This window comes from Actinomyces lilanjuaniae, assembly GCF_003606385.1.
Classification (GTDB): Bacteria; Actinomycetota; Actinomycetes; order Actinomycetales; family Actinomycetaceae; genus Actinomyces; species Actinomyces lilanjuaniae.
The window spans coordinates 969,948-988,758 of record NZ_CP032514.1 but is presented as its reverse complement, the minus strand read 5'-3'; the positions used below and the strand labels follow the sequence as shown (position 1 = coordinate 988,758).

Here is an 18,811-nt window from a genome sequence, read left to right as displayed (position 1 = left end):
GCAGGTCCAGGACCTGGGCCAGCTCCTCCGGGCCAAGGGCACCGGGCCGCTGCGGCTCTCCTGCTCGCTGCGGGCCGACGGTTCCCTCCGGGTCCAGAGCCGATCCTCCTGCGGGCTGCCCGCCGGGGCGCTCCTCACCGTCGCTCTGCCAGTCACTGCCAGGACCTCCGTCCCTCGGGACGGGCCGGACAGGAGTCCTTCACGGCGCACCACTGGCAGTGCCCGCCGCTGCGCGCCTGCAGGACGGAGCCGGAGGCCGCCACGGCTGCCCGGGCCACCAGGTCGGAGGCCCAGTCCTGGCCGTCGTCGGGGTCGGGGCTGGGCGCCAGGGCCGCGCCGCGCGGGGAGACCACCACACCGCCGTCCCGACGCGTCGGCGTCCTGCCCAGCATCACCAGCCCGGCCCCGACCACGTCGTAGCCGAGTGCCTCCAGGGCGAGCCGGTAGCTGGCCAGCTGGGGGTGGCGCGCGGCGTCGCCGGGCACCACCGCCCCGGTCTTGAGGTCCATGACCCGCACCCGGGTCCCGTCAACCCTGGGCAGAGGGGCGTGCGGAACATCTGAGCAGTCCTGGGCTCCAGCGTGTCCCGTGCCAGGAAGGTCGGTACCAGGGTGCGCGGTGTCCAGGTACTCGACCCGGTCGATCCGGCCGAGCAGGCGGACAGGGACCGACACCTCCTCCGAGTCGCCTGCCTCCCCCGGGTCGGGCGATCCGAGGGAGGCAGGCAGGTCGACACGCACGTCCACGCTCCTCTCCACACCTACCTGTCCGGGCACGCCGGACAGGTAGGTGTCCAGCCTGCCCACCATGTCGCGCACGCGCTGGGCAGCCAGGCCACCCAGCCAGGTGTCGGGGTAGCCCAGCTCCTCAAGGACTCCCTCGGTCAGCTCCGTCAAGGCCTGGCCTCGCAGGTTCCTGCGCTGGGCCTGCTCGGCGAGGTGGTGGATGAGGGTGCCCAGCGTCTGTGCCGCGCTCGCGCCGGGCCGCCCGCCCTGTCGGCTGAGGAACCACCGCAGAGGGCAGGCGGTGAGGGACTCGACGTCGGAGGGCTGACCTGGACAACCTCCCCCGGCTCGACGAGGGGGTCTCGCAGGTGGGTGTCCCCAGACCCGCCCAGGTGGCCGGGGAGGCCTCCTCCACCCCGGCTCCGGCAAGCGCGGCCAGCAGCCGAGCGGCCTGGTCGGCCCGTGAGCGCTCCTCAGGACTGGCCCCCTCTAGGTTTCCCACGGTAGCAGCCCGTCGCAGCTCGGCGACCAGGCCCCGCAGAGTCAGGTCCCCCACGTCCTCAGCAGGACGTGGGCCGTCAGGGCTGTCCCCCAGGTCGGAGCCTGCCGCCCGGGCCACCTCCAGGAAGAAGGACGAGGGGACGTGGTCGGCATCGGAGACCGCCGTGACTATCAGACGCCGCGACGCCCTGGTCAGGGAGCACAGGAGCATGCGGCGCTCGTCGGCACGCACCTGGTGGCGCGCACCTATCGGGTCCTCCTGGCCTACTGACCTCCCTTGCCCGTCCAGAGGCAGACGACCCGTGACCACGTCGACCAGCAGCCCGGAACGGGTCAGGGAGTCCCGTAACCGCAGATCGGGCCAGGAGTCGCGCACCAGGCCAGCCACCGCGACCACCTCCCACTGCCGCCCCGCTGCAGCCGCCGGGGTCAAGACGGCCACGCCCCCGGGACGGACTCCCTGGGGAGCCACGGAGTCGGAGGGCAGGACCTCGGCAGACAGCTCGGACAGGAACTCCTGAGCCGGGGCACCCGGGTTGCGCTCGCTCCACACCTCCGCCCGCTTGAACAAGGCTGTCACCACGTCCAGGTCGTGCTCGGCAGCCTGGGCCACTGCCGCCTCGGGACTGCCGGGCGGGCCCGAGGGGCGCAGGGCGGCAGACCGCCATATCTCGGCCCGACCGGAGGCGGACCAGACGGCCCACAGCAGGTCCTCAACACCAACGACTCTGCGAGGCTTACCGCCAGGGTCACCACCGGGCTCTCTACCAGGGTCATTCCCAGAATCGCTGTCGGTCTCGCCTACGTGCCCGCTGTCGGACTCATCTTCTGTCCCAGCATCTGTTCCGGCAACGACGCCGCTGACCGCGGCCACGACCTCAGAAGCGACGACGAGGAGCCCGGCCTGGGCGGACAGGGTAGTCCCGGCCAGCTCCTGGGCAACCTGCCGGGCGGAGTCCGGGCTGGCCAGGAGACGCAGGATCTCGCGGTCCGTCCCGTCCCCGGGCCGCCCCTGGAGCAGGTGCCTGCGCAGACGCCGCAGGTCGAGCGCGGTCAGGCCCACCAGAGGCCCGGTGAGCAGGTCCAGGGCAGCGGCGCGGTCCGCGAGGACGTCACCGGCTCCCAGCCTGCCATCCAGTCCCGCCCGGACGGTGGCGAGCAGGGCGGCGACGGCCGACTCCTCCCTCAGGAGCACAGCAGGGGTGGAGGAGCCCACCGGGACCCCACGACGCCGCAGCTCACGCCCCATGGTGTCCGCCTGCTGCGCGGAGCGGACGACGACGGCCATCTGCTCCCAGGCGGTACCGTACTTGACATGCTCCTCCCTCAGCGTGCGAGCCAGGTGCGCGGCCTCCTGGGCGGGAGAGGAGGCCACCAGTGCCGTCACCCCGGAGGGGGATGGCTCCCGGGCGGTCGGGCAGCAGTCCCTTGGCCCCTCGGGCGGGTCAGGAAGCAGATCAGGCAGAGTGGCCTGGAGGGCAGGCAGGTCAGGACGTCGGTGCCGGCCCGTGCCGGTCACCGGCAGCCGGGAGGCCTGGTCCTGCCACAGGCTGGCCAGGGTGGGCGTACCACGGTGGAGGGTGCGCAGCACCAGGCGCCGCGCGGCCAGCCCGGACCGGTCCTGCGCCTCCACCAAGAGGCTGGGCGAGCCACCGCGGAAGGTCTCCACGGCGACGTCGGGGTCTCCCAGGACCACCACCTGGGCGCGGCGCCCCCGAGCGTCAGGGCGGGCCAGGGCGCCCAGGAAGCGGGCGGTAGCAGCAGTGCAGTCCTGGTAGTCGTCCACGACGACCAGGTCAGGAACGGGACGGGGCTCGGTGACGCCGTCCAGGTCCCAGGTCTCCAGCGCCTCACCGGCACGGTCCTGCAGACGTACCGGGTCCATCTTGCGCACCTCAGCACGGCGCTGGGGGCTGGGCCGTCCCTGGGCATCCCAGACGTGCAGGAGGCGAGAGGCGGGCTGCCACAACGCCACCCCCAGGTCCTGGCCCAGCCGGGACAGGACCTCGGCGCTGACACCGAGCTCACCGCAGCGGGCCAGCAGGTTGCGCAGCTCGGAGCGGAAGGCCCGGGACCCCACTGCCTGCGGGGGCAGCCCGGGCCAGCTGATAGCGGTGACCATGGGGGCCAGGGCCGCGTCCTCCTCCGCCCCGGCCAGCAGGACGGGCGCAGGCAGGGGGTCCGCCCGCCGGGTCAGCGAGGTGGTCAGGACGGACAGCGCCAGGGAGGTCGGCGTGCGCACCCGGACCGTCCCGTCACCGTGGCCTCCGCCCAGCAGGTGAGCGGCCCGTGACCGCAGCGCGTCGGCCCGGGAGCGGGTGGGGGCGAGCAAGAGCGCGTCACGCCCGGCGGCCACCGCCCGCACCAGCACCGACAGGGCGAGGGTGGTCTTGCCGGTCCCCGGGGCACCCAGCACCACCACGTTGTCCCCGCCCGCCACGTGCTCCATGACGGCCTGGCCGGAGGCGTCCAGCGCAGGCAGACCCGGTTGCGGCAGCGGAGGCAGCAGGCGGAGGCGGTCGGGCTGGGCTGGCATGGGAACATCCCATCACGGAGTACCGACATGATTCGCAGGGGCACGACCGCAGGGGGCGACCCGAAGAAGCGATGTAGAGGGCAGGTGTCCGCGTGAGGCGAAAATGCCCAGGAGAAGGCCCAGTACCCGGGGTCCGGGCCAGGTGTGCAGGCTACCCACCCCGTAGGATTCCCTCAGGAGCGAGCCGTAGCCCAGCGGTGCCGACACCGTCGGCGCACACGGACCCCGCCCCACCAGGACCTACCAGCACCTGAGGAGCATCATGCAGGTCACCATCGGTATCAAGCACTCCAGCCGCGAGCTCTCCCTGGAGACCTCCGCCTCCCATGACGAGGTGCTGGAGGCTGTGGCCAAAGCCACCACCGAGCCCGTGACCCTGACCGACGACCGCGGCCGCAAGGTCTTCGTCCCCGCAGGCTCCCTGGCCTACGTCGAGCTCGGGGAGTCCGAGCCCCGCCGTGTGGGATTCGGTATCTGACCCCGGAACGCCCCAAGAAACGCCCCAGAGCCCAGACCAGGAGGCTTGTGGGCGCAACTGGTCTCCGGCCACGTCCTTCGTGTCGTCACCGTCACACCCGCAGCCCCAGGCCCCTCATGCGGGAGACGGCACCCTGGGACAGGACCGCGTGCATCTGCTCCGCCCCGGTGTCTCCCAGCAGCTCGGGGACCTGGGCCAGCAGGCGCTGGAGAGTGCCGATCTCCTCGCCCACCACCCGGCGCCCCCACAGTCCCAGCCTTGCAGCCAGCTGCGGGTCGCCAGCGATAGCAGCGTCCAGCTCTGCGGAGGCGTAGGTTCCGACCGGGTCCTGGGCCAGCTCGTCGATGAGGCCGGAGCCCAGGGGCTCGGGCAGGCTGTCGCACAGTGCCATACCGAAGTCCACGAGCAGCCCCAGGCAGAGGTAGGTCTTGACCAGCCGCTCGGACCAGTCCAGAGGCCGTAGCCGCTCGTCGAGGTCCCCGAGCACGCCCACGAAGCGTTCCACGGCCCCGTAGACCTCCACCCCGTGGGCGGCAGCCAGCTCCACGACACGATCGAAGGACGCGGCCGCCCGGGCACTCATCCGCATCAGCGCCACCCGTGACTCCATCCGAGGCGCCCTGTCGGCGTCCTTGGCGTAGCGCACGCACGCGACGGTGCGCGAGAAGGCGACCACCCCAACCACGCTGAGCTCGTGCAGACCCACCTGAATATGGGCGGACGGGCGGAAAGCTCCAGGTACCCCGGCCTCGTCCCGCACCTCACCCGACGCCCCGCCAGGCGTCCCGCTCCCGCTCGGAGTGTCAGTCATGAGCACAGGGTAGAGGAGGCAGGGCCGCCAGGCAGCCCGGGACGGGCTGGCTTCCCATCAGCCCGCGCTGCCACGTGACATCAGACACGACACCTGGAGCATCGTGGCCGTCGCAGCGAAACCGTGCAGGTTTCCGGCTACCCTGGCTGACGTCTGTCGGCTGCTCGGTCCTCCTGTAGCCAAGCCTGTCGCCTGCCGCCACGGCCACCGTGCTCACCCGCCGTACTCACCGCGTGGGACGCAGCCCGACCACGCACACCGAGACAGTACCGATACGAGACAGTACCGATAGACAGTACAGCCAGACAGCACAGATAGTACGCCGAGACAAGGACACTTGTGACCGACGAGAACCGCACAGCCGCCGTGGACAGCACCGTAGACGACGCCACGGATGACACCGTGGAGCCCCTGACCGCGCAGGCTGCGGCCCAGGCCTCAGCACCCGCCGACAGCATCACGGCCGGGACCGCTGGGACTACCGGGCAGACCGGCGTCACTGGGATCATTGAGACGATCGGCGCCCACGCGCCGGTCCTGGAGGAGTCCGTCCCGGACGTCACCGACGGCGAGGACACGCAGGCAGGCACGGAGGCCGCGGCCCGCAGGACCTTCGCGGACCTAGGGGTGGAGCCTGAGATCTGCGACGCCCTGACGGACAAGGGCATCACCCACCCTTTCCCGATCCAGGCCCTGACCCTGCCCATCGCCCTCAAGGGACAGGACATCATCGGCCAGGCCAAGACCGGTACGGGCAAGACCCTCGGCTTCGGCATCCCGCTGCTCATGGACACCCTGGGCCCCGGTGAGGAGGGGTGGGACGAGGACCCGGCCTCGGGCTCTCCCCAGGCACTGGTCGTCCTGCCCACCCGTGAGCTGGCCAAGCAGGTGGCCGAGGAGCTGGCTACCGCTGCCGCCAGGCGCACCGTGCGCATCATCCAGGTCTACGGCGGCCGCGCCTACGAGCCTCAGATCGAGGCCGTGGAGAAGGGCGCCGAGGTCGTGGTGGGCACGCCGGGCCGACTCATCGACCTCATGGACCGCGGAGTGCTGGACCTGGCCCACGTCACCACCGTCGTCCTGGACGAGGCCGACGAGATGCTAGACCTGGGCTTCCTGCCAGACGTGGAGAAGATCCTGTCACGCACCCGGGCGGACCGCCACACCATGCTGTTCTCCGCCACGATGCCCGGCGCCGTGGTGGCCCTGGCCAGGCGATACATGACCAGGCCCACCCACGTGCGTGCCCAGGACCCCGGAGACGACGGGATGACCGTCCAGACGGTCCAGCAGGTGGTCTACCGCACCCACGCCCTGAACAAGGTGGAGGTCATGGCCCGGATCCTCCAGGCCCGGGATCGGGGCCGCACCATCGTCTTTGCCCGGACCAAGCGGACGGCCGCCCGCGTGGCCGAGGACCTGGCCTCACGCGGCTTCGCCACCGCCGCTCTCCACGGCGACCTGGGTCAGGGCGCGCGCGAGCAGGCGCTGCGAGCCTTCCGCAAGGGCAAGGTGGACGTGCTGGTGGCCACCGACGTGGCGGCACGCGGTATCGACGTGGACGACGTCACCCACGTGGTCAACTACCAGTGCCCCGAGGACGAGAAGATCTACGTTCACCGCATCGGGCGTACCGGGCGAGCCGGGGGCTCGGGCACCGCCGTGACCTTCGTCGACTGGGACGACGTGCCCCGCTGGCGCCTTATCGCCAAGGCGCTGGGCCTGCCGGTCCAGGAGCCCGTGGAGACCTACCACACCAGCGACCACCTCTACACCGACCTGTCCGTGCCCCGGGAGGTCACCGGCAGCCTGCCGCGTGACCAGCGCACCCTGGCCGGGCTGGGTGCGGAGGAGATCGAGGACCTCGGCGAGACCGGAAGACGGGCACGCGAGGACAGGGGTGACAGCAGGCAGCGAGACCGTGGCCGCAGGGGCTCTCGAGGCCACTCCGACAGCCGCGCGGGGCAGGACGGCCGGGCCCGGCGCGGCCGGGCACGCCGCAACGGGCAGGAGAGCAGCGCGCACGCCGCAGGTCGCGGTGGCCTGGGCGGTAGACCTGCCGGGGACCCGGGCCAGCCGCCCCAAGCCGAGGCTGGCTCCGGCTCCCCGGCAGGCTCCGGTGGAAGCACCGGGACCGAGCGTGCGCAGGCAGGACAGGCCGCCGGGACGCCGCGGCGCAGGCGCACCCGTCGGCGCACACGCGGCGGCCGCCCCGTTCCCGGGCGCTGACTGACAGCCTGAGGCCCCGCCTTCCGGGCTAGGTGCACCATCGGTCACCTGGCCCGGCCTCTCTCAGGGCCCGGCCATGCTCAGGGCCGGACCAGGGGCAGTGCCCCCTCGTCGACCACCTGCTCCAGGAGCTCAGGAGGCATGAGGTTCTCCCCCAGCCGGTTGGGCTTGCCGGTTCCGTGGTAGTCCGAGGCACCGCTGGTACCCAGCCCCAGGCGCCGAGCAAGGGCGCGGGTCTCCTCCCGCTGCCCGGGGCCGTGGTCGCGGTGGTTCACCTCCAGGGCGGCCAGGCCTGCCTCCGCCATCGCGGCGAAAGTCTGGTCGGGGACCAGACGACGCTGCCGGGAGAGCGCACGAGGATGCGCCGCCACCGGCACACCCCCCGCCGCCCTGACCATCTGGCAGGCCTCGACGGCGTCCAGCGCCCAGTGCGGCACGTAGTAGGGCGAGCCGGTAGCCAGCGGTCCGGCAAAGGCTGCGGACCGGTCAGGAAAAGCCCCGCAGGCCACGAGCGCGTCAGCGATGTGGGGACGCCCCACGACGGTGTCCTCACCGCACTGCTCCAGCACGTCCTGCCAGGTCACGGGGTAGTCCTCGCCCAGAAGCTCAACCATCCTCCGGGCACGCAGCCCCCGTGACTGGCGGGAGCGCCGCAGGGCGGAGGACAGGGCCGGGTCGTCCTCGCGGTGCAGGTAGGCCAGCAGGTGGAGAGTCACCCCCTCGCTGGCGCAGGAGACCTCCGTGCCCCGCAGCAGCACCACGCCCGTGCGAGCCACGGCCTGCGCCGCCTGCGCCCACCCGGCGGTGGTGTCATGGTCGGTGAGGCCGACGACGTCAAGACCTGCCGCAGCGGCAGCCTCCATGAGCTGCTCCGGCGAGTCGGTCCCGTCGGAGCAGGTCGAGTGGGTGTGGGGGTCAATACGCACCCAGCCAGTCTAGGCAGACCCGAGCCACGGATCCTGTGGCCCCGCGCAGCGGCCCAGGGCCGGGTCATGACCGGTCGGCGCAGGCCAGGGGGACCTGAGACCCCCACGCCGCCGGGAGACGGTGGAAGACTTCTCCCATGGTTGCCTCCCCAGCCCCAGACCTCCCGTCAGCCGACCCGCAGCAGGCCCCGGTGCGCTTCGGTGTCGTCGGTGCCGGGTTCATCGCCCGGTGGTTCGCCGAGGCAGTCGCCCAGGAACCCGGTGCGCAGATCGTGGCGGTAACCTCCGCCCGGGCCGAGCGCGCCGCCGCCTTCGCCCGGGAGCACGGCGTGGACTCCTCCTACGCCAGCCTGACACAGATGCTCCAGGCCCACGGGCCCGACAGCACGCAGCCGGTGGACGTGATCTACGTGGGCTCCCCCAACTCCTTCCACGCCGAGCACACGATCACCGCCCTGGAGGCGGGGTTCCACGTCCTGGTGGAAAAGCCCTTCGCGCTGACAGTCGCACAGGCCCAGGCAATGGCTCAGGCGGCACGGGAGGCGGACCGCTTCCTCATGGAGGCCTGGCTGTCGGCCCACGAGCCGGGCGTGGCCAGGCTACGAGAGACCCTGCCCCGCATGGGACGGCTGCGTCGCGCGGTACTGGTCAAGGAGCAGCGCTCCTCCCGGCTGGACGCCTACCGGGCCGGGAAGAACCCGCCCGCCTTCGACCCGGCAGCGGGTGGGGGCTCCCTCATGGACCTGGCGGTCTACCCCGTCAGCCTGGCTATCCACCTGTTCGGTACACCGGACCGGGTCACCGCCACAGGCCACCTCCTGGACTCCGGCGCCGACTCCCACGGAACGGTGGTCCTTACCTACGACCACGGCGAGAGTAGCGGCCTGGAGGTCGTGTGCACCCACTCCAAGACCTCGCCAGCCGGGGCCGGCTCCTTCATCGCCTCCGAACAGGACGCACTGGTCATGGACGACTGCCAGTGGCCCCGGCGCATCGAGCTGCGCGGGCCGGCGGCCAGTGACCTCAGTGGGGAGGGTGACAGGGGCGCGGCCAGGAACGGCAGCAGGGGTGCCGGACCCCAGGCCCGTCAGGACCTGTCCGTGGACCGGCACGGTCCCGCGCTGGGCTACGAACTCGCCGAGGTGTGCCGACTGGTGCGCTCCGGTGCCAGAGGCTCCAGCCTGCACCCTGTCTACGCCTCCATCGCCGCCGTGGACGTCCTTGCCCAGGCCCGCGCCCAGGTCGGGGTGCGGTTCCCCGCCGACGAGTGCGGCCAGCCCCGCTAGCACGCCTGGCCGCCGTAGCCGTCCTCCCCCGGCCCCTCACCGTCCTCCTCGATGATCTCCGTAGCATCGTGGTGGCATTATGGGGGCATGACGGACACCTCCCCGCCTCCGGCTTCCGCGACGACCCCCGCCCCTGCGAACCCGTCCGGGCAGGCTTCCCACAACGGCACCGGTGCCGCCGTAGACGGCAGCTCCCGCCCCGAGGCCTCCCAGCCCCTGGCCCAGCGCGGGGACAACCGCTCCCGCCGACCGGACAACCAGGCCTTCCGTGACTTCATCGCCTCCGGGTGGGGGCCCAGGTCCCACGAGCTGCCCGATGCCCTGCCCTCCGCCCCCTGGGCCGCGGCGCGCAGGCACCGCCTGGGCCAGCTCTTCCCGGGCGAGCGGCTGGTCCTGCCCGCCGGGAGCCTCCAGGTGCGCAACAACGACTGCGACTACCGGTTCCGCCCCCACAGCGCCTTCGCCCACCTGGTCGGCACCGGGACGGACTTCGAGCCGGACGCTGTGCTGGTCCTGGACCCCCTGGCAGGCTCCCACGTCTTAGCCCAGGCAGAGGGCGCCCGACCAGGCGCCCAGACCGCCGCCACCCACGAGGCGGTCCTGTACTTTCGCCCCCGCGCCTCCCGCAGCTCGGAGGAGTTCTACGCCAGCGCGCGCTACGGGGAGCTGTGGGTCGGTGCCCGGCCGTCCCTGGAGGAGGTGGAGGCAGCCACCGGTATCCGCTGTGCCCCCATCGACGCCCTGGGCGAGGCCCTGGCCAGGGACGCAGGCCCGGTACGGCTGCGGGTGATCGCCGAGGCGGACCCGGCCGTCACCGCCCTGGTCGCTACGACCCGCCATGCCGCCGGGCTGCCCGGGGGCCAGGAGGCCCAGGAGCTCGACGACCGCCTCGCCGAGGCCGCCAGTGAGCTGAGGCTGCGCAAGGACACCTGGGAGGTCAGCCAGCTCCGGGCCGCGGTGGAGGCCACCAGGACGGGGCTGGAGGACCTCATCCGCTCACTGCCCAGGGCCACGAGGCACTGGCGGGGCGAGCGCGTCCTGGAGGGAGCCTTTGCCGCCCGAGCGCGGGAGGAGGGCAACGGCCTGGGCTACGACACCATCGCGGCGGCGGGGGACCACGCCAACACCCTGCACTGGATCACCAACGACGGCCCGGTGCGCCCCGGGGACCTCGTCCTGGTGGACGCCGGGGTGGAGGTGGACTCCCTCTACACCGCCGACGTCACCCGCACCATCCCCGTGGACGGCCGCTTCACCGAGCCGCAGCGCCGTGTCTACCAGGCCGTGCTGGACGCCGCCGACGCCGCCTTCGCCCGGGCCAGTGAGCCAGGATGCCGATTCAGGGACGTCCACGCCGCCGCCATGGAAGTGATCGCCGACCGCCTAGAGCAGTGGGGCCTGCTTCCCAAGGGAGTCACCGCCCAGGACTCCCTGGCGCCTGAGGGCCAGTACCACCGCCGCTGGATGGTGCACGGCACCAGTCACCACCTGGGCCTGGATGTCCACGACTGCGCCCAGGCCCGGCGTGAGACCTCCGTGGACGCTGTGCTGGAGCCGGGGATGTGCTTCACCATCGAGCCGGGGCTGTACTTCCGCTCCGACGACCTGCTGGTCCCACCCGAGCTGCGCGGCACCGGGGTGCGTATCGAGGACGACGTGGTGGTGTGTGAGGACGGCCGGGTGGCGTCTCTGACCGCAGGCATCCCCCGCACCGTGATAGAGGTGGAAGAGTGGGTGAGCACCCTCCTGGGGGAATAGGCCGAGGTAGGTGGCAGTGGCGGGCCTCCTCAGGAGCCGCCGCGAGAGCCCTCTCAGGCCAGGCCCCACCCGGCCCACCCTTGACATTGCTTCGCCGCTCACCGATATCATCGGCATATGACGATTGTTCATGGCCTGCTTCCTACCGACGTCACCAATGACGAGGCAGCCGTCCACGCCGTGGCTGACCTGGCGGTCCTCCTGTCCACGCTGGGCGACCCGACCCGCCTGGCCATCTTGAGCCACCTGCGTGGAGGAGAGCACCGGGTGGGCGAGCTCGCCCAGCACCTGGGCCTGGCCCAGTCGACGGTCTCCCAGCACCTAGCCGTCCTGCGGGCTGCGGGGCTGATCTCGACCCACACCCACGGACGGGCGCACGTCAGCACCCTGGAGCACCCCGACGAGCTCGCCGCGCTGCTGGTCACCGCCGCAGCGCTCCACCGCTCCACGACCGCCGCCCAGAAGACCACAGGCACTGCAGGCACCACGGACACCGTAGGCGCCATGGATGCTGTCCAGGAGGCACCGTGACTCCTGAGAGAACCCCCGAGACTTCTCCCCAGCGGACTCCGGAGAAGACGCCTGTGCCCGGTCCTGAGCAGTCGCCTGGGCCGACGACCGGGACAGCCCCGGGAGCCCGCTTCCACCACCAGGACGCCCCCTGCCGCTCGGACCTCCCGTCCGGCCGCCACAGCAGCCGCCCCGAGGACGCTGGCCACGACACCAGCCACGGCAGCCACCACGCCGCCAACCACCACGACCATGCTGCGGGCGCCTCCCGGGGACGGCTCGCTATCGCCCTGGGGCTGACCACCACTGTCCTGGTCGCCGAGATCGTCACCGCCCACCTCACCGGGTCCCTGGCGCTGCTGGCCGACGCCGGGCACATGCTGACCGACACCGCAGGCCTGGTCATGGCCCTGGTCGCCGCGCACCTGTCCACCCGGCCCCGCACCGAGCGCTCCACCTGGGGGCTACGGCGTGCAGAGGTCCTGGGCGCGGGGCTCCAGGCAGGCATGCTCGCTGTCGTCGGCGTCCTCGTCGGCGTGCGGGCGCTGGGGGCGCTCCTCGGCGGCGCGCAGGTCGAGGCCCCGGGCATGCTGGTCATGGGAGTCGTCGGGCTGGCGGCCAACCTGGTGTCGCTGTGCGTCCTGGCACGGGGGCGGGAGGACAGCCTCAACATGCGTGCCGCCTTCCTGGAGGTGGCCAACGACACCCTGGGCAGCCTCGGAGTCATCGTGGCCGCTCTCGTCGTGGCGACCACGGGATGGACCGGTGCGGACGCGGTCGCCTCCCTGGTCATCGTGGCGCTCATCGTCCCCCGGGCGGCCGCCCTGCTGCGCGCCACGGGCAGCGTCCTCATGGAGCAGGCCCCCTCCGAGCTCGACCTGGCCGAGGTCCGCGGCCACCTGCGCTCGGTGGAGCACGTCGAGGAGGTCCACGACCTGCACGTCTGGACGGTGGCCTCCGGGCTGGCGGTGCTGACGGCGCACGTCGTGGTCAGGGACCAGTGCCTGCGCGACGGGCACGCCGAGCAGATCCTCCACTCCCTCCAGGAGTGCGTCACCAGCCACTTCCCCGTGCGCATCGAGCACGCGACCTTCCAGGTCGAGCCCGCCCGGCACCGCGACCACGAGCACCTGGGACACTAGAGGTAGCGACACCGGACGCCCTCGGTCCTTGCAGCCCCGGCTCACGGTGGGCGTCCCTGACTCACCTCTCCCGACGGTAGCGCCTGCGGGTGGGCTCGGGCACGTGCACGTCCCCGCCCCTGCCCTCCAGGTGCTCGCGCGCAAATGCCAGGGCGCTGGCCAGCCCCTCACGCCTCTGGTCCGGGCTCATGCTGCCGGTCTTGACCTCGACCACCACCTGCCCTCCTCGGGCCTGGAAGCCCGTGGCCGCCAGGTGGGCCAAGACGCCCGCGCAGTCCTGGTCGCCCTGCCCGGGCAGGAGGTGGTCGTCCAGCGGTCCGGGGACACCGTCAGTCAGGTGGAGGTGGCGCAGGGTGGGTCCCAGCGCCCGGGCCATGGCCAGGGCGTCAGACCCGGAAGTGGCCGCGTGGGAGATGTCCAGGGTCACGGAGCGGTACCCCTGCCCCACCGGGTCCCAGGTGGGTGAGTAGGCCTGGAAGTCCCTTGTGGAGTGGGCGTTTCGCGGGCGCCAGGTGAACATGTTCTCCACCGCCAGGTAGATACCGGTGGTGGCCTCCCGCTGGGCCACCCCGGCCACGAAGGAACGGGCGTAGCGGGTCTGCCAGAAGAACGGGGGGTGGAGCACCACCGTGGGCGCCCCCAGGTAGTGGGCCAGCTCCACGGAGCGGTCGATCTTGTCCCAGGGATCGACCCCGAACACGCTGCGTGTCACCAGCAGGGTCGGGGCGTGGACCGCCAGGACCGGCTGGCCGTAGTCCTGCGACAGCCCCGCCAGGGTGCGGGCGTCCTGGGTGGCCTTCTCGCTCCAGACCATGACCTCCACGCCGTCAAAGCCCAGGGCAGCCGCCATAGCGAAGGCGGCGGGGGCGCTGGGAGGATACACCGAGGCCGTCGACAGGCCGACAGGCACCCCCACCGCTCAGTCCTCGTCCTTCACGTCGTACTGCTCGTAGTGCCCCGACTGACCTGGCTGGCCAGGCTGGTCCTGACGGTCGGGCTGCCCGACGTGCGGCCCCACCTGCCCTGCCTCACCGGCGGCCCCGGCACCCGGGTCCCCACCCTCGGGGTCCTGAGCCACCGGCTCACGCACTGCCTCACGCGCTGCGGTGTCCTGCACCGGGAGGCCGTCCGCCCCCTGGGGCAGCCGCACCCCGTAACGAGGCTGCTCGTCGGGACGTGAGCCGAAGGCGGTCGGCCCCCTGTTCGCCTCCCTGGCCCGGCGGCGGTCCTCGGCGCGGCGCGCAGCCTCACCGCCACGGGTGAGATTGCCAGGCACGTGAGCCAGAGCCCGGGCGGCCTCCCTGGCGTCCTGGGCAGCGATGATAGAGTAGCGCGAGGCGATGACTTGACTGATAGAGGTGAAGTCACGCCGACCCCGAGTCAGGGCATAGCTGATAACCTGAAAGAGGATGCCCCACACCACTCCCATAAGGACACAGGCCACCAGCGGGATGCCCGAGTTCGAAGGGTTGAACAGCTGCATCATGACACCGAAGAAGATACCGATCCACAGGCCGGACCCGGCGCCGGAGGCGATAGCCCTGCCCCAGCTCATGCGCCCGGTAATCCGCTCCACCTGCCGCAGGTCCGTCCCGACAATCGCCAGGTACTGCACGGGAAAACCCTCGTCGGACAGCGCGTCCACAGCGTGCTGGGCCTCGGCGTAGGTCGCAAAGGAGGCGATCTCCTCCCCGCGCGGCATGACTGCCCCACCAGAGGTAGCCAGGGCAGGGGACGGAGTCAGGTTCACGCTCATGGGCACATGGTTGCACGCTCCCGGCCGCCGCACCCCGCGCGCGGCCGTGCCAACGCCCAGGGCGCATAGTATTGGCTTGTGGAGAACACCAGGACACGTGCACCCAGCAGAGTCTTTATCGCCAGGCTGATCGGCACCTCTGTCTTCGACCCACTGGGGGACGCAGTCGGCAAGGTGCGCGACGTCGTGGTCCTGCTGGAGGCGCGCGGCAACCCCCGCGCCGTCGGCCTGGTCACCGAGGTCGCCTCACGGCGCCGTGTCTTCCTGCCCCTGTCACGCGTCACGGCAATCGAACCCGGTGCAGTCATCACCACCGGCCTGATGAACATTCGCCGCTTCCACCAGCGCAACGTCGAGACCCTTGTAGTCGGCGAGCTCCTGGACAGGGTCGTGACCCTCAGGGACGGCTCGGGCACCGTCACGGTACGTGACGTGGCCATCGAGCAGGACCAGAGCATGGACTGGACGGTGACCCGCCTGTTCGTCCAGCGCGGTTCCAGCGGCCCCTTGGGCCTGCGCCGTGGGGAGAGCCTCACCGTGCGCCCCGAGGAGGTCGCGGGCCTGGCCGGCAGCGCGGCCCAGCAGGAGGCCACCGCCCTGCTGGCCACCATGGAGGACCTCAAGCCCGCCGACCTGGCCGACGCCCTGCGGGACCTGCCGCAGGCCAGCCAGTCCCGCGTCGTGGCCGAGCTCAGTGACGAGCGCCTAGCCGACGCCCTGGAGGAGCTCGGCGACGAGGCCGCGGTAGCCATGCTCTCCAGCCTGGACGCCGCGCGGGCCGCTGACGTCCTGGACGCCATGCAGCCCGACGACGCCGCCGACCTGGTGGCCCAGCTGCCCCAGCCCAAGGCGACGGAACTGCTGAGCCTCATGGAGCCGGAGGAGGCCAGGGACGTGCGCCGTCTCATGGCCTACGACGACTACACTGCCGGAGGCCTCATGACCACCGAGCCGATCATCCTGCCCCCGAGGCCACGGTGGCAACCTTCCTCGCTCAGGCGCGCAAGGCGGAGATCACCCCGGCGCTGGCGGCGGTCGCCTTCGTGTGCCGCCCGCCCCTGGAGTCCCCGCCGGCAGGCTCCTGGGTCTGGTACACATCCAGCGGGCGCTGCGGGAAAGGCCCCAGAAGATGGTGGGCTCCGTGCTGGACACCCACGTGGACTCCGTCCACGCCCAGGACTCCATCGGCACAGTCACGCGTCTCCTGGCCACCTACAACCTGACCGCCCTGCCCGTGGTTGACGACGCCGGCCGTCTCCTGGGCGCGGTGAGCGTCGACGACGTCCTGGACCACCTCATGCCCGATGACTGGCGCGAGGCCGACGAGGCGGTCACCGACGAGATGATCGAGAGGAGCGCCAATGCCTGAGCCGCTGGACACACCCCTGACCCGCAAGCGCTCACGCTGGCTGCGCCGCAGCCCGGGCAGGGCCTCCCAGTCCGACGTGGCAGGCCGCGTCTCCGAGGCCATCGCCCGCTTCTCCGGCACCCCAGCCTTCCTCATCTGGCTGACGGTGTTCGTGGCGCTGTGGCTGGGGTGGAACACCTGGGGACCGGAGAGGCTCCAGTTCGACCGGGCCTCCCTGGGGTTCACGGCCCTGACTCTTATGCTCTCCCTGCAGGCCTCCTACTCCGCCCCCCTGATCCTGCTGGCCCAGAACCGCCAGGACGACCGCGACCGGGTCACTGCCCAGCAGGACCGCCAGCGCGCTGAGCGCAACCTGGAGGACACCGAGTACCTCACCCGGGAGATCGCCTCCCTGCGGCTGGCCATGAACGAGGTGGCCACGCGCGACTTCGTGCGTTCCGAGCTGCGCGACATGCTACGTGAGATCCTCGCCGAGGAGCGCCGCACCCGCGCCGAGCTCTCCGAGTCCCCCGACTCCGAGGCTGCCAGCCAGTCCCCGGCAGCACCTGCGCCCCCGTCCCGGACTGACCAGGACACGGGGAAGGAGCTCCCCGAGCGGGACCAGGAACGTGCTACTCGCCACACCAACAGCCCTTCCCCGCAGCCCTAGGATAGTGATATGCCCGCACCCACACAGGAAGCCGTCCTTGAGGCCCTCAGCCGTGTCAACGACCCCGAGCTGCGCCGCCCCATCACCGACCTGGGGATGGTGTCCTCCGTCGAGGTCGGTGACGACGGGGCCGTGTCCGTCGGCGTGCTGCTGACCGTGGCGGGCTGCCCGCTCAAGGACACCATTACCGGGGACACCCAGCGGGAGGTGAGCCAGGTCGAGGGCGTGACCAGCGTGTCCGTCACCATGGGAGTGATGAACGACGAACAGCGCGCCGAGCTGCGCCGACGCCTGCGCGGGGGCGCAGCAGAGCCGGTCATCCCTTTCACCCAGCCGGGGAACCTGACCCGGGTCTACGCCGTCACCTCCGGCAAGGGCGGGGTCGGCAAGTCCTCGGTCACGGCGAACCTGGCTGCGGCCATGGCCTCCCAGGGGCTCAGCGTGGCTGTGGTCGACGCCGACATCTACGGCTTCTCCATCCCGCGCATGCTCGGGGTCAGCCAGGTTCCTACCCAGCTGGACGGCATGATCGTGCCCGTGACCGCCCACGGCGTAAAGGTGATCTCGATCGGCATGTTCGTGGAGGAACGCCAGCCGGTGGTGTGGCGCGGGCCGATGCTGCACCGTGCCGTCCAGCAGTTCCTCACCGACGTCTACTGGGGGGACCTGGACGTCCTGCTGCTCGACCTCCCTCCAGGGACCGGTGACGTCACGATCTCGGTCGCCCAGCTCCTGCCCAACGCAGAGATCCTGGTCGTGACCACGCCCCAGACTGCCGCGGCCGAGGTCGCCGAGCGCACCGGGCTGATCGCGGCCCAGACCCACCAGCGGGTCGTGGGCGTGGTGGAGAACATGTCCTACATGCCCCAGCCCGACGGGTCCAGGCTGGAGATCTTCGGATCCGGTGGGGGCCAGATCGTCTCAACCTCCCTGAGCGAGACCCTGGGCTACGAGGTCCCGCTCCTGGCCCAGCTGCCCCTGGACATCCGCCTGCGCGAAGGCTCTGACACAGGCGTCCCTGCGACGTCAGCCAATAACGGCAGGCCGCTGGCCGACTCCCCCGCGGCTCTTGAGCTGGCCGCGGTGGCTCAGCGCCTCACCCACCGGGCGCGGGGCCTGTCAGGCATGAGCCTGGGGGTCACGCCTGTGAGGTGACGAGCCCGCTCCCAGGCTTGTGCCCCGGTTGGCGGCGACACTACTGGCTGCTGCGGGCGGCACGGGCTCAGGCGGCTCAGGCGTCCTCCAGGACCACCGCTGCCGCCTCGGCGCGGGTACGGGCAGCCTCGTTGGCAGCACGCACGATCTCCCGCGGGGACAGGGGGCGCCCGCCCCCAGCACCGGTACCTGCGGGCAGGCTGTCCCGGGAGGTGCCGTGCGTGGCAGCGGACACCAGGGTTGAGGGCACTGTCGTCGGCTGCTGGCCTGAGCCCTGGTTCTGCGGGTCAGGTACCGCCTCGGCCGGGTCCTCGGCAGCCGGGTCGATCTGGGTTGGACTTGCGTCGGCCGGGTCGTCGTCAGCAGCACCAGGCCCGACGCCCGGCTCGGTGACCGCGTCCAGGACGCCGGAGCCCAGGATGTCGGGGTCCAGGGAGACGTCGCCTGCACCCGGGAAAGTATCCTCCTGCGCGTCCTCCGTACCGTTCTCAGCAGCGACCGCCGCAGCCGCCTGTGCCCTCGTCTCACTGATCTTCTCGCTGACCTGCCTGCTCAGGGAACGGCCCTGGTCCGCACGTACCGCCTCGTTGACCGCCTGGGCCGCAGCGGCCGAGCCCTCCCTGGCTGTCTGGGCCACCGACCGGAACGGGTGGGTCAGGTCCTCCCGAATAGCGTTGATATCCTCGCTCAGGGCGTCACGCACGATCCTGCGGGGGTCGTACTGTCGGGGGTCGAAGTCGGACAGGTCCAGGTCAGCGAGCTCGGGCCCCACCTCCTCGGCGATCTGCGCACGGGCGTTGTCCAGGTACAGCCGCAGCCGACGCACCATCCGGGTCAGCGTGCGCGCGTACTCGGGCAGGCGCTGGGGGCCCACCACGATCACCGCCACCAGGATAAGGACGAAGAACTCGGAGCCAGAGATGCCGAACACGCCGCCTAGTATAGGGAGGCCTACGTCAGCACCGGTCCCGGACGGGTGA

General features: G+C 71.7%; 14 protein-coding genes and 2 pseudogenes. 9 read left to right on the top strand and 7 right to left on the bottom strand.

The window, feature by feature from the left end:
* Window positions 1–152: 152 nt before the first annotated feature.
* Both D5R93_RS13940 and D5R93_RS13935 read right to left on the bottom strand, forming a co-directional pair.
* The gene (locus D5R93_RS13940) at window positions 153–1,154 is read right to left on the bottom strand and encodes a RecB family exonuclease (RefSeq protein ID WP_243106939.1); all 1,002 of its coding nucleotides are present in this window, start codon (window positions 1,152–1,154) and stop codon (window positions 153–155) included.
* 1,795 nt (window positions 1,155–2,949) lie between these two features.
* Window positions 2,950–3,675: pseudogene (locus tag D5R93_RS13935) on the bottom strand (AAA family ATPase); the annotation flags it as partial.
* A gap of 349 nt (window positions 3,676–4,024) precedes the next feature.
* On the opposite strand from D5R93_RS13935, the gene D5R93_RS04225 reads away from it, so the two are divergent.
* Window positions 4,025–4,240, top strand: coding sequence for a DUF3107 domain-containing protein (locus D5R93_RS04225; RefSeq protein WP_119835799.1), 216 nt, complete (start codon window positions 4,025–4,027; stop codon window positions 4,238–4,240).
* A 91-nt stretch (window positions 4,241–4,331) separates the two neighbouring features.
* On the opposite strand, the gene D5R93_RS04220 is transcribed toward D5R93_RS04225, so the two are convergent.
* Window positions 4,332–5,051: a ferritin-like fold-containing protein gene (locus D5R93_RS04220; protein ID WP_119835800.1), complete on the bottom strand. Its 720-nt coding sequence runs from the start codon at window positions 5,049–5,051 to the stop codon at window positions 4,332–4,334.
* 339 nt (window positions 5,052–5,390) lie between these two features.
* On the opposite strand from D5R93_RS04220, the gene D5R93_RS04215 reads away from it, so the two are divergent.
* Window positions 5,391–7,280, top strand: coding sequence for a DEAD/DEAH box helicase (locus D5R93_RS04215; RefSeq protein WP_396027224.1), 1,890 nt, complete (start codon window positions 5,391–5,393; stop codon window positions 7,278–7,280).
* 80 nt (window positions 7,281–7,360) lie between these two features.
* Here D5R93_RS04215 and D5R93_RS04210 read toward each other — a convergent pair whose 3' ends face one another.
* Window positions 7,361–8,206: a PHP domain-containing protein gene (locus D5R93_RS04210; RefSeq protein WP_119835801.1), complete on the bottom strand. Its 846-nt coding sequence runs from the start codon at window positions 8,204–8,206 to the stop codon at window positions 7,361–7,363.
* Between the two features lie 137 nt (window positions 8,207–8,343).
* Here D5R93_RS04210 and D5R93_RS04205 point away from each other — a divergent pair, with 137 nt between their 5' ends.
* The 4 genes from D5R93_RS04205 to D5R93_RS04190 all read left to right on the top strand — a co-directional run bounded on the left by D5R93_RS04205 (window position 8,344) and on the right by D5R93_RS04190 (window position 12,902).
* Window positions 8,344–9,492: a Gfo/Idh/MocA family protein gene (locus D5R93_RS04205; protein WP_119835802.1), complete on the top strand. Its 1,149-nt coding sequence runs from the start codon at window positions 8,344–8,346 to the stop codon at window positions 9,490–9,492.
* 87 nt (window positions 9,493–9,579) lie between these two features.
* Entirely contained in the window at window positions 9,580–11,250 is a 1,671-nt protein-coding gene (locus D5R93_RS04200) for an aminopeptidase P family protein (protein ID WP_120203982.1), read from the top strand.
* A 117-nt stretch (window positions 11,251–11,367) separates the two neighbouring features.
* Window positions 11,368–11,781 carry an ArsR/SmtB family transcription factor gene (locus D5R93_RS04195; protein ID WP_119835804.1) on the top strand — a complete coding sequence of 138 codons (414 nt, stop codon included), beginning with the start codon at window positions 11,368–11,370 and terminating at the stop codon, window positions 11,779–11,781.
* On the top strand, window positions 11,778–12,902 hold the full coding sequence (locus tag D5R93_RS04190) for a cation diffusion facilitator family transporter (protein WP_396027225.1): 1,125 nt from the start codon (window positions 11,778–11,780) through the stop codon (window positions 12,900–12,902). Before D5R93_RS04195 ends, D5R93_RS04190 begins: the two co-directional genes overlap by 4 nt.
* A 61-nt stretch (window positions 12,903–12,963) precedes the next feature.
* Here the strand turns inward: D5R93_RS04190 and D5R93_RS04185 are convergent, their stop codons facing one another.
* Both D5R93_RS04185 and D5R93_RS04180 read right to left on the bottom strand, forming a co-directional pair.
* On the bottom strand, window positions 12,964–13,818 hold the full coding sequence (locus D5R93_RS04185) for a sugar phosphate isomerase/epimerase family protein (RefSeq protein ID WP_119835805.1): 855 nt from the start codon (window positions 13,816–13,818) through the stop codon (window positions 12,964–12,966).
* Between the two features lie 3 nt (window positions 13,819–13,821).
* Window positions 13,822–14,658, bottom strand: a complete 837-nt coding sequence (locus tag D5R93_RS04180) for a YflT domain-containing protein (RefSeq protein WP_243106938.1) — start codon at window positions 14,656–14,658, stop codon at window positions 13,822–13,824.
* A 78-nt stretch (window positions 14,659–14,736) separates the two neighbouring features.
* On the opposite strand from D5R93_RS04180, the pseudogene D5R93_RS04175 reads away from it, so the two are divergent.
* From D5R93_RS04175 to D5R93_RS04165, 3 genes and pseudogenes are all read left to right on the top strand, one after another.
* Window positions 14,737–16,027: pseudogene (locus D5R93_RS04175) on the top strand (magnesium transporter MgtE N-terminal domain-containing protein).
* Window positions 16,020–16,676: a DUF1003 domain-containing protein gene (locus D5R93_RS04170; RefSeq protein WP_119835807.1), complete on the top strand. Its 657-nt coding sequence runs from the start codon at window positions 16,020–16,022 to the stop codon at window positions 16,674–16,676. Before D5R93_RS04175 ends, D5R93_RS04170 begins: the two are co-directional and overlap by 8 nt.
* A 9-nt stretch (window positions 16,677–16,685) precedes the next feature.
* A complete protein-coding gene (locus tag D5R93_RS04165; RefSeq protein WP_119835808.1) occupies window positions 16,686–17,831 on the top strand; it encodes an Mrp/NBP35 family ATP-binding protein in 1,146 nt (381 codons plus the stop codon).
* A 76-nt stretch (window positions 17,832–17,907) separates the two neighbouring features.
* On the opposite strand, the gene D5R93_RS04160 is transcribed toward D5R93_RS04165, so the two are convergent.
* On the bottom strand, window positions 17,908–18,762 hold the full coding sequence (locus D5R93_RS04160; RefSeq protein ID WP_119835809.1) for a twin-arginine translocase TatA/TatE family subunit: 855 nt from the start codon (window positions 18,760–18,762) through the stop codon (window positions 17,908–17,910).
* Window positions 18,763–18,811 lie beyond the last annotated feature (49 nt).

Excerpts from the sequence above, each read along its gene's own strand:
- D5R93_RS04195 (WP_119835804.1), top strand. The coding sequence starts at position 11,368 with ATGACGATTGTTCATGGCCTGCTTCCTACCGACGTCACCAATGACGAG.
- D5R93_RS04170 (WP_119835807.1), top strand. The coding sequence starts at position 16,020 with ATGCCTGAGCCGCTGGACACACCCCTGACCCGCAAGCGCTCACGCTGG.
- D5R93_RS04165 (WP_119835808.1), top strand. The coding sequence starts at position 16,686 with ATGCCCGCACCCACACAGGAAGCCGTCCTTGAGGCCCTCAGCCGTGTC.
- D5R93_RS04225 (WP_119835799.1), top strand. The coding sequence starts at position 4,025 with ATGCAGGTCACCATCGGTATCAAGCACTCCAGCCGCGAGCTCTCCCTG.
- D5R93_RS04200 (WP_120203982.1), top strand. The coding sequence starts at position 9,580 with ATGACGGACACCTCCCCGCCTCCGGCTTCCGCGACGACCCCCGCCCCT.
- D5R93_RS04180 (WP_243106938.1), bottom strand. The coding sequence starts at position 14,658 with ATGAGCGTGAACCTGACTCCGTCCCCTGCCCTGGCTACCTCTGGTGGG.
- D5R93_RS04205 (WP_119835802.1), top strand. The coding sequence starts at position 8,344 with ATGGTTGCCTCCCCAGCCCCAGACCTCCCGTCAGCCGACCCGCAGCAG.
- D5R93_RS04220 (WP_119835800.1), bottom strand. The coding sequence starts at position 5,051 with ATGACTGACACTCCGAGCGGGAGCGGGACGCCTGGCGGGGCGTCGGGT.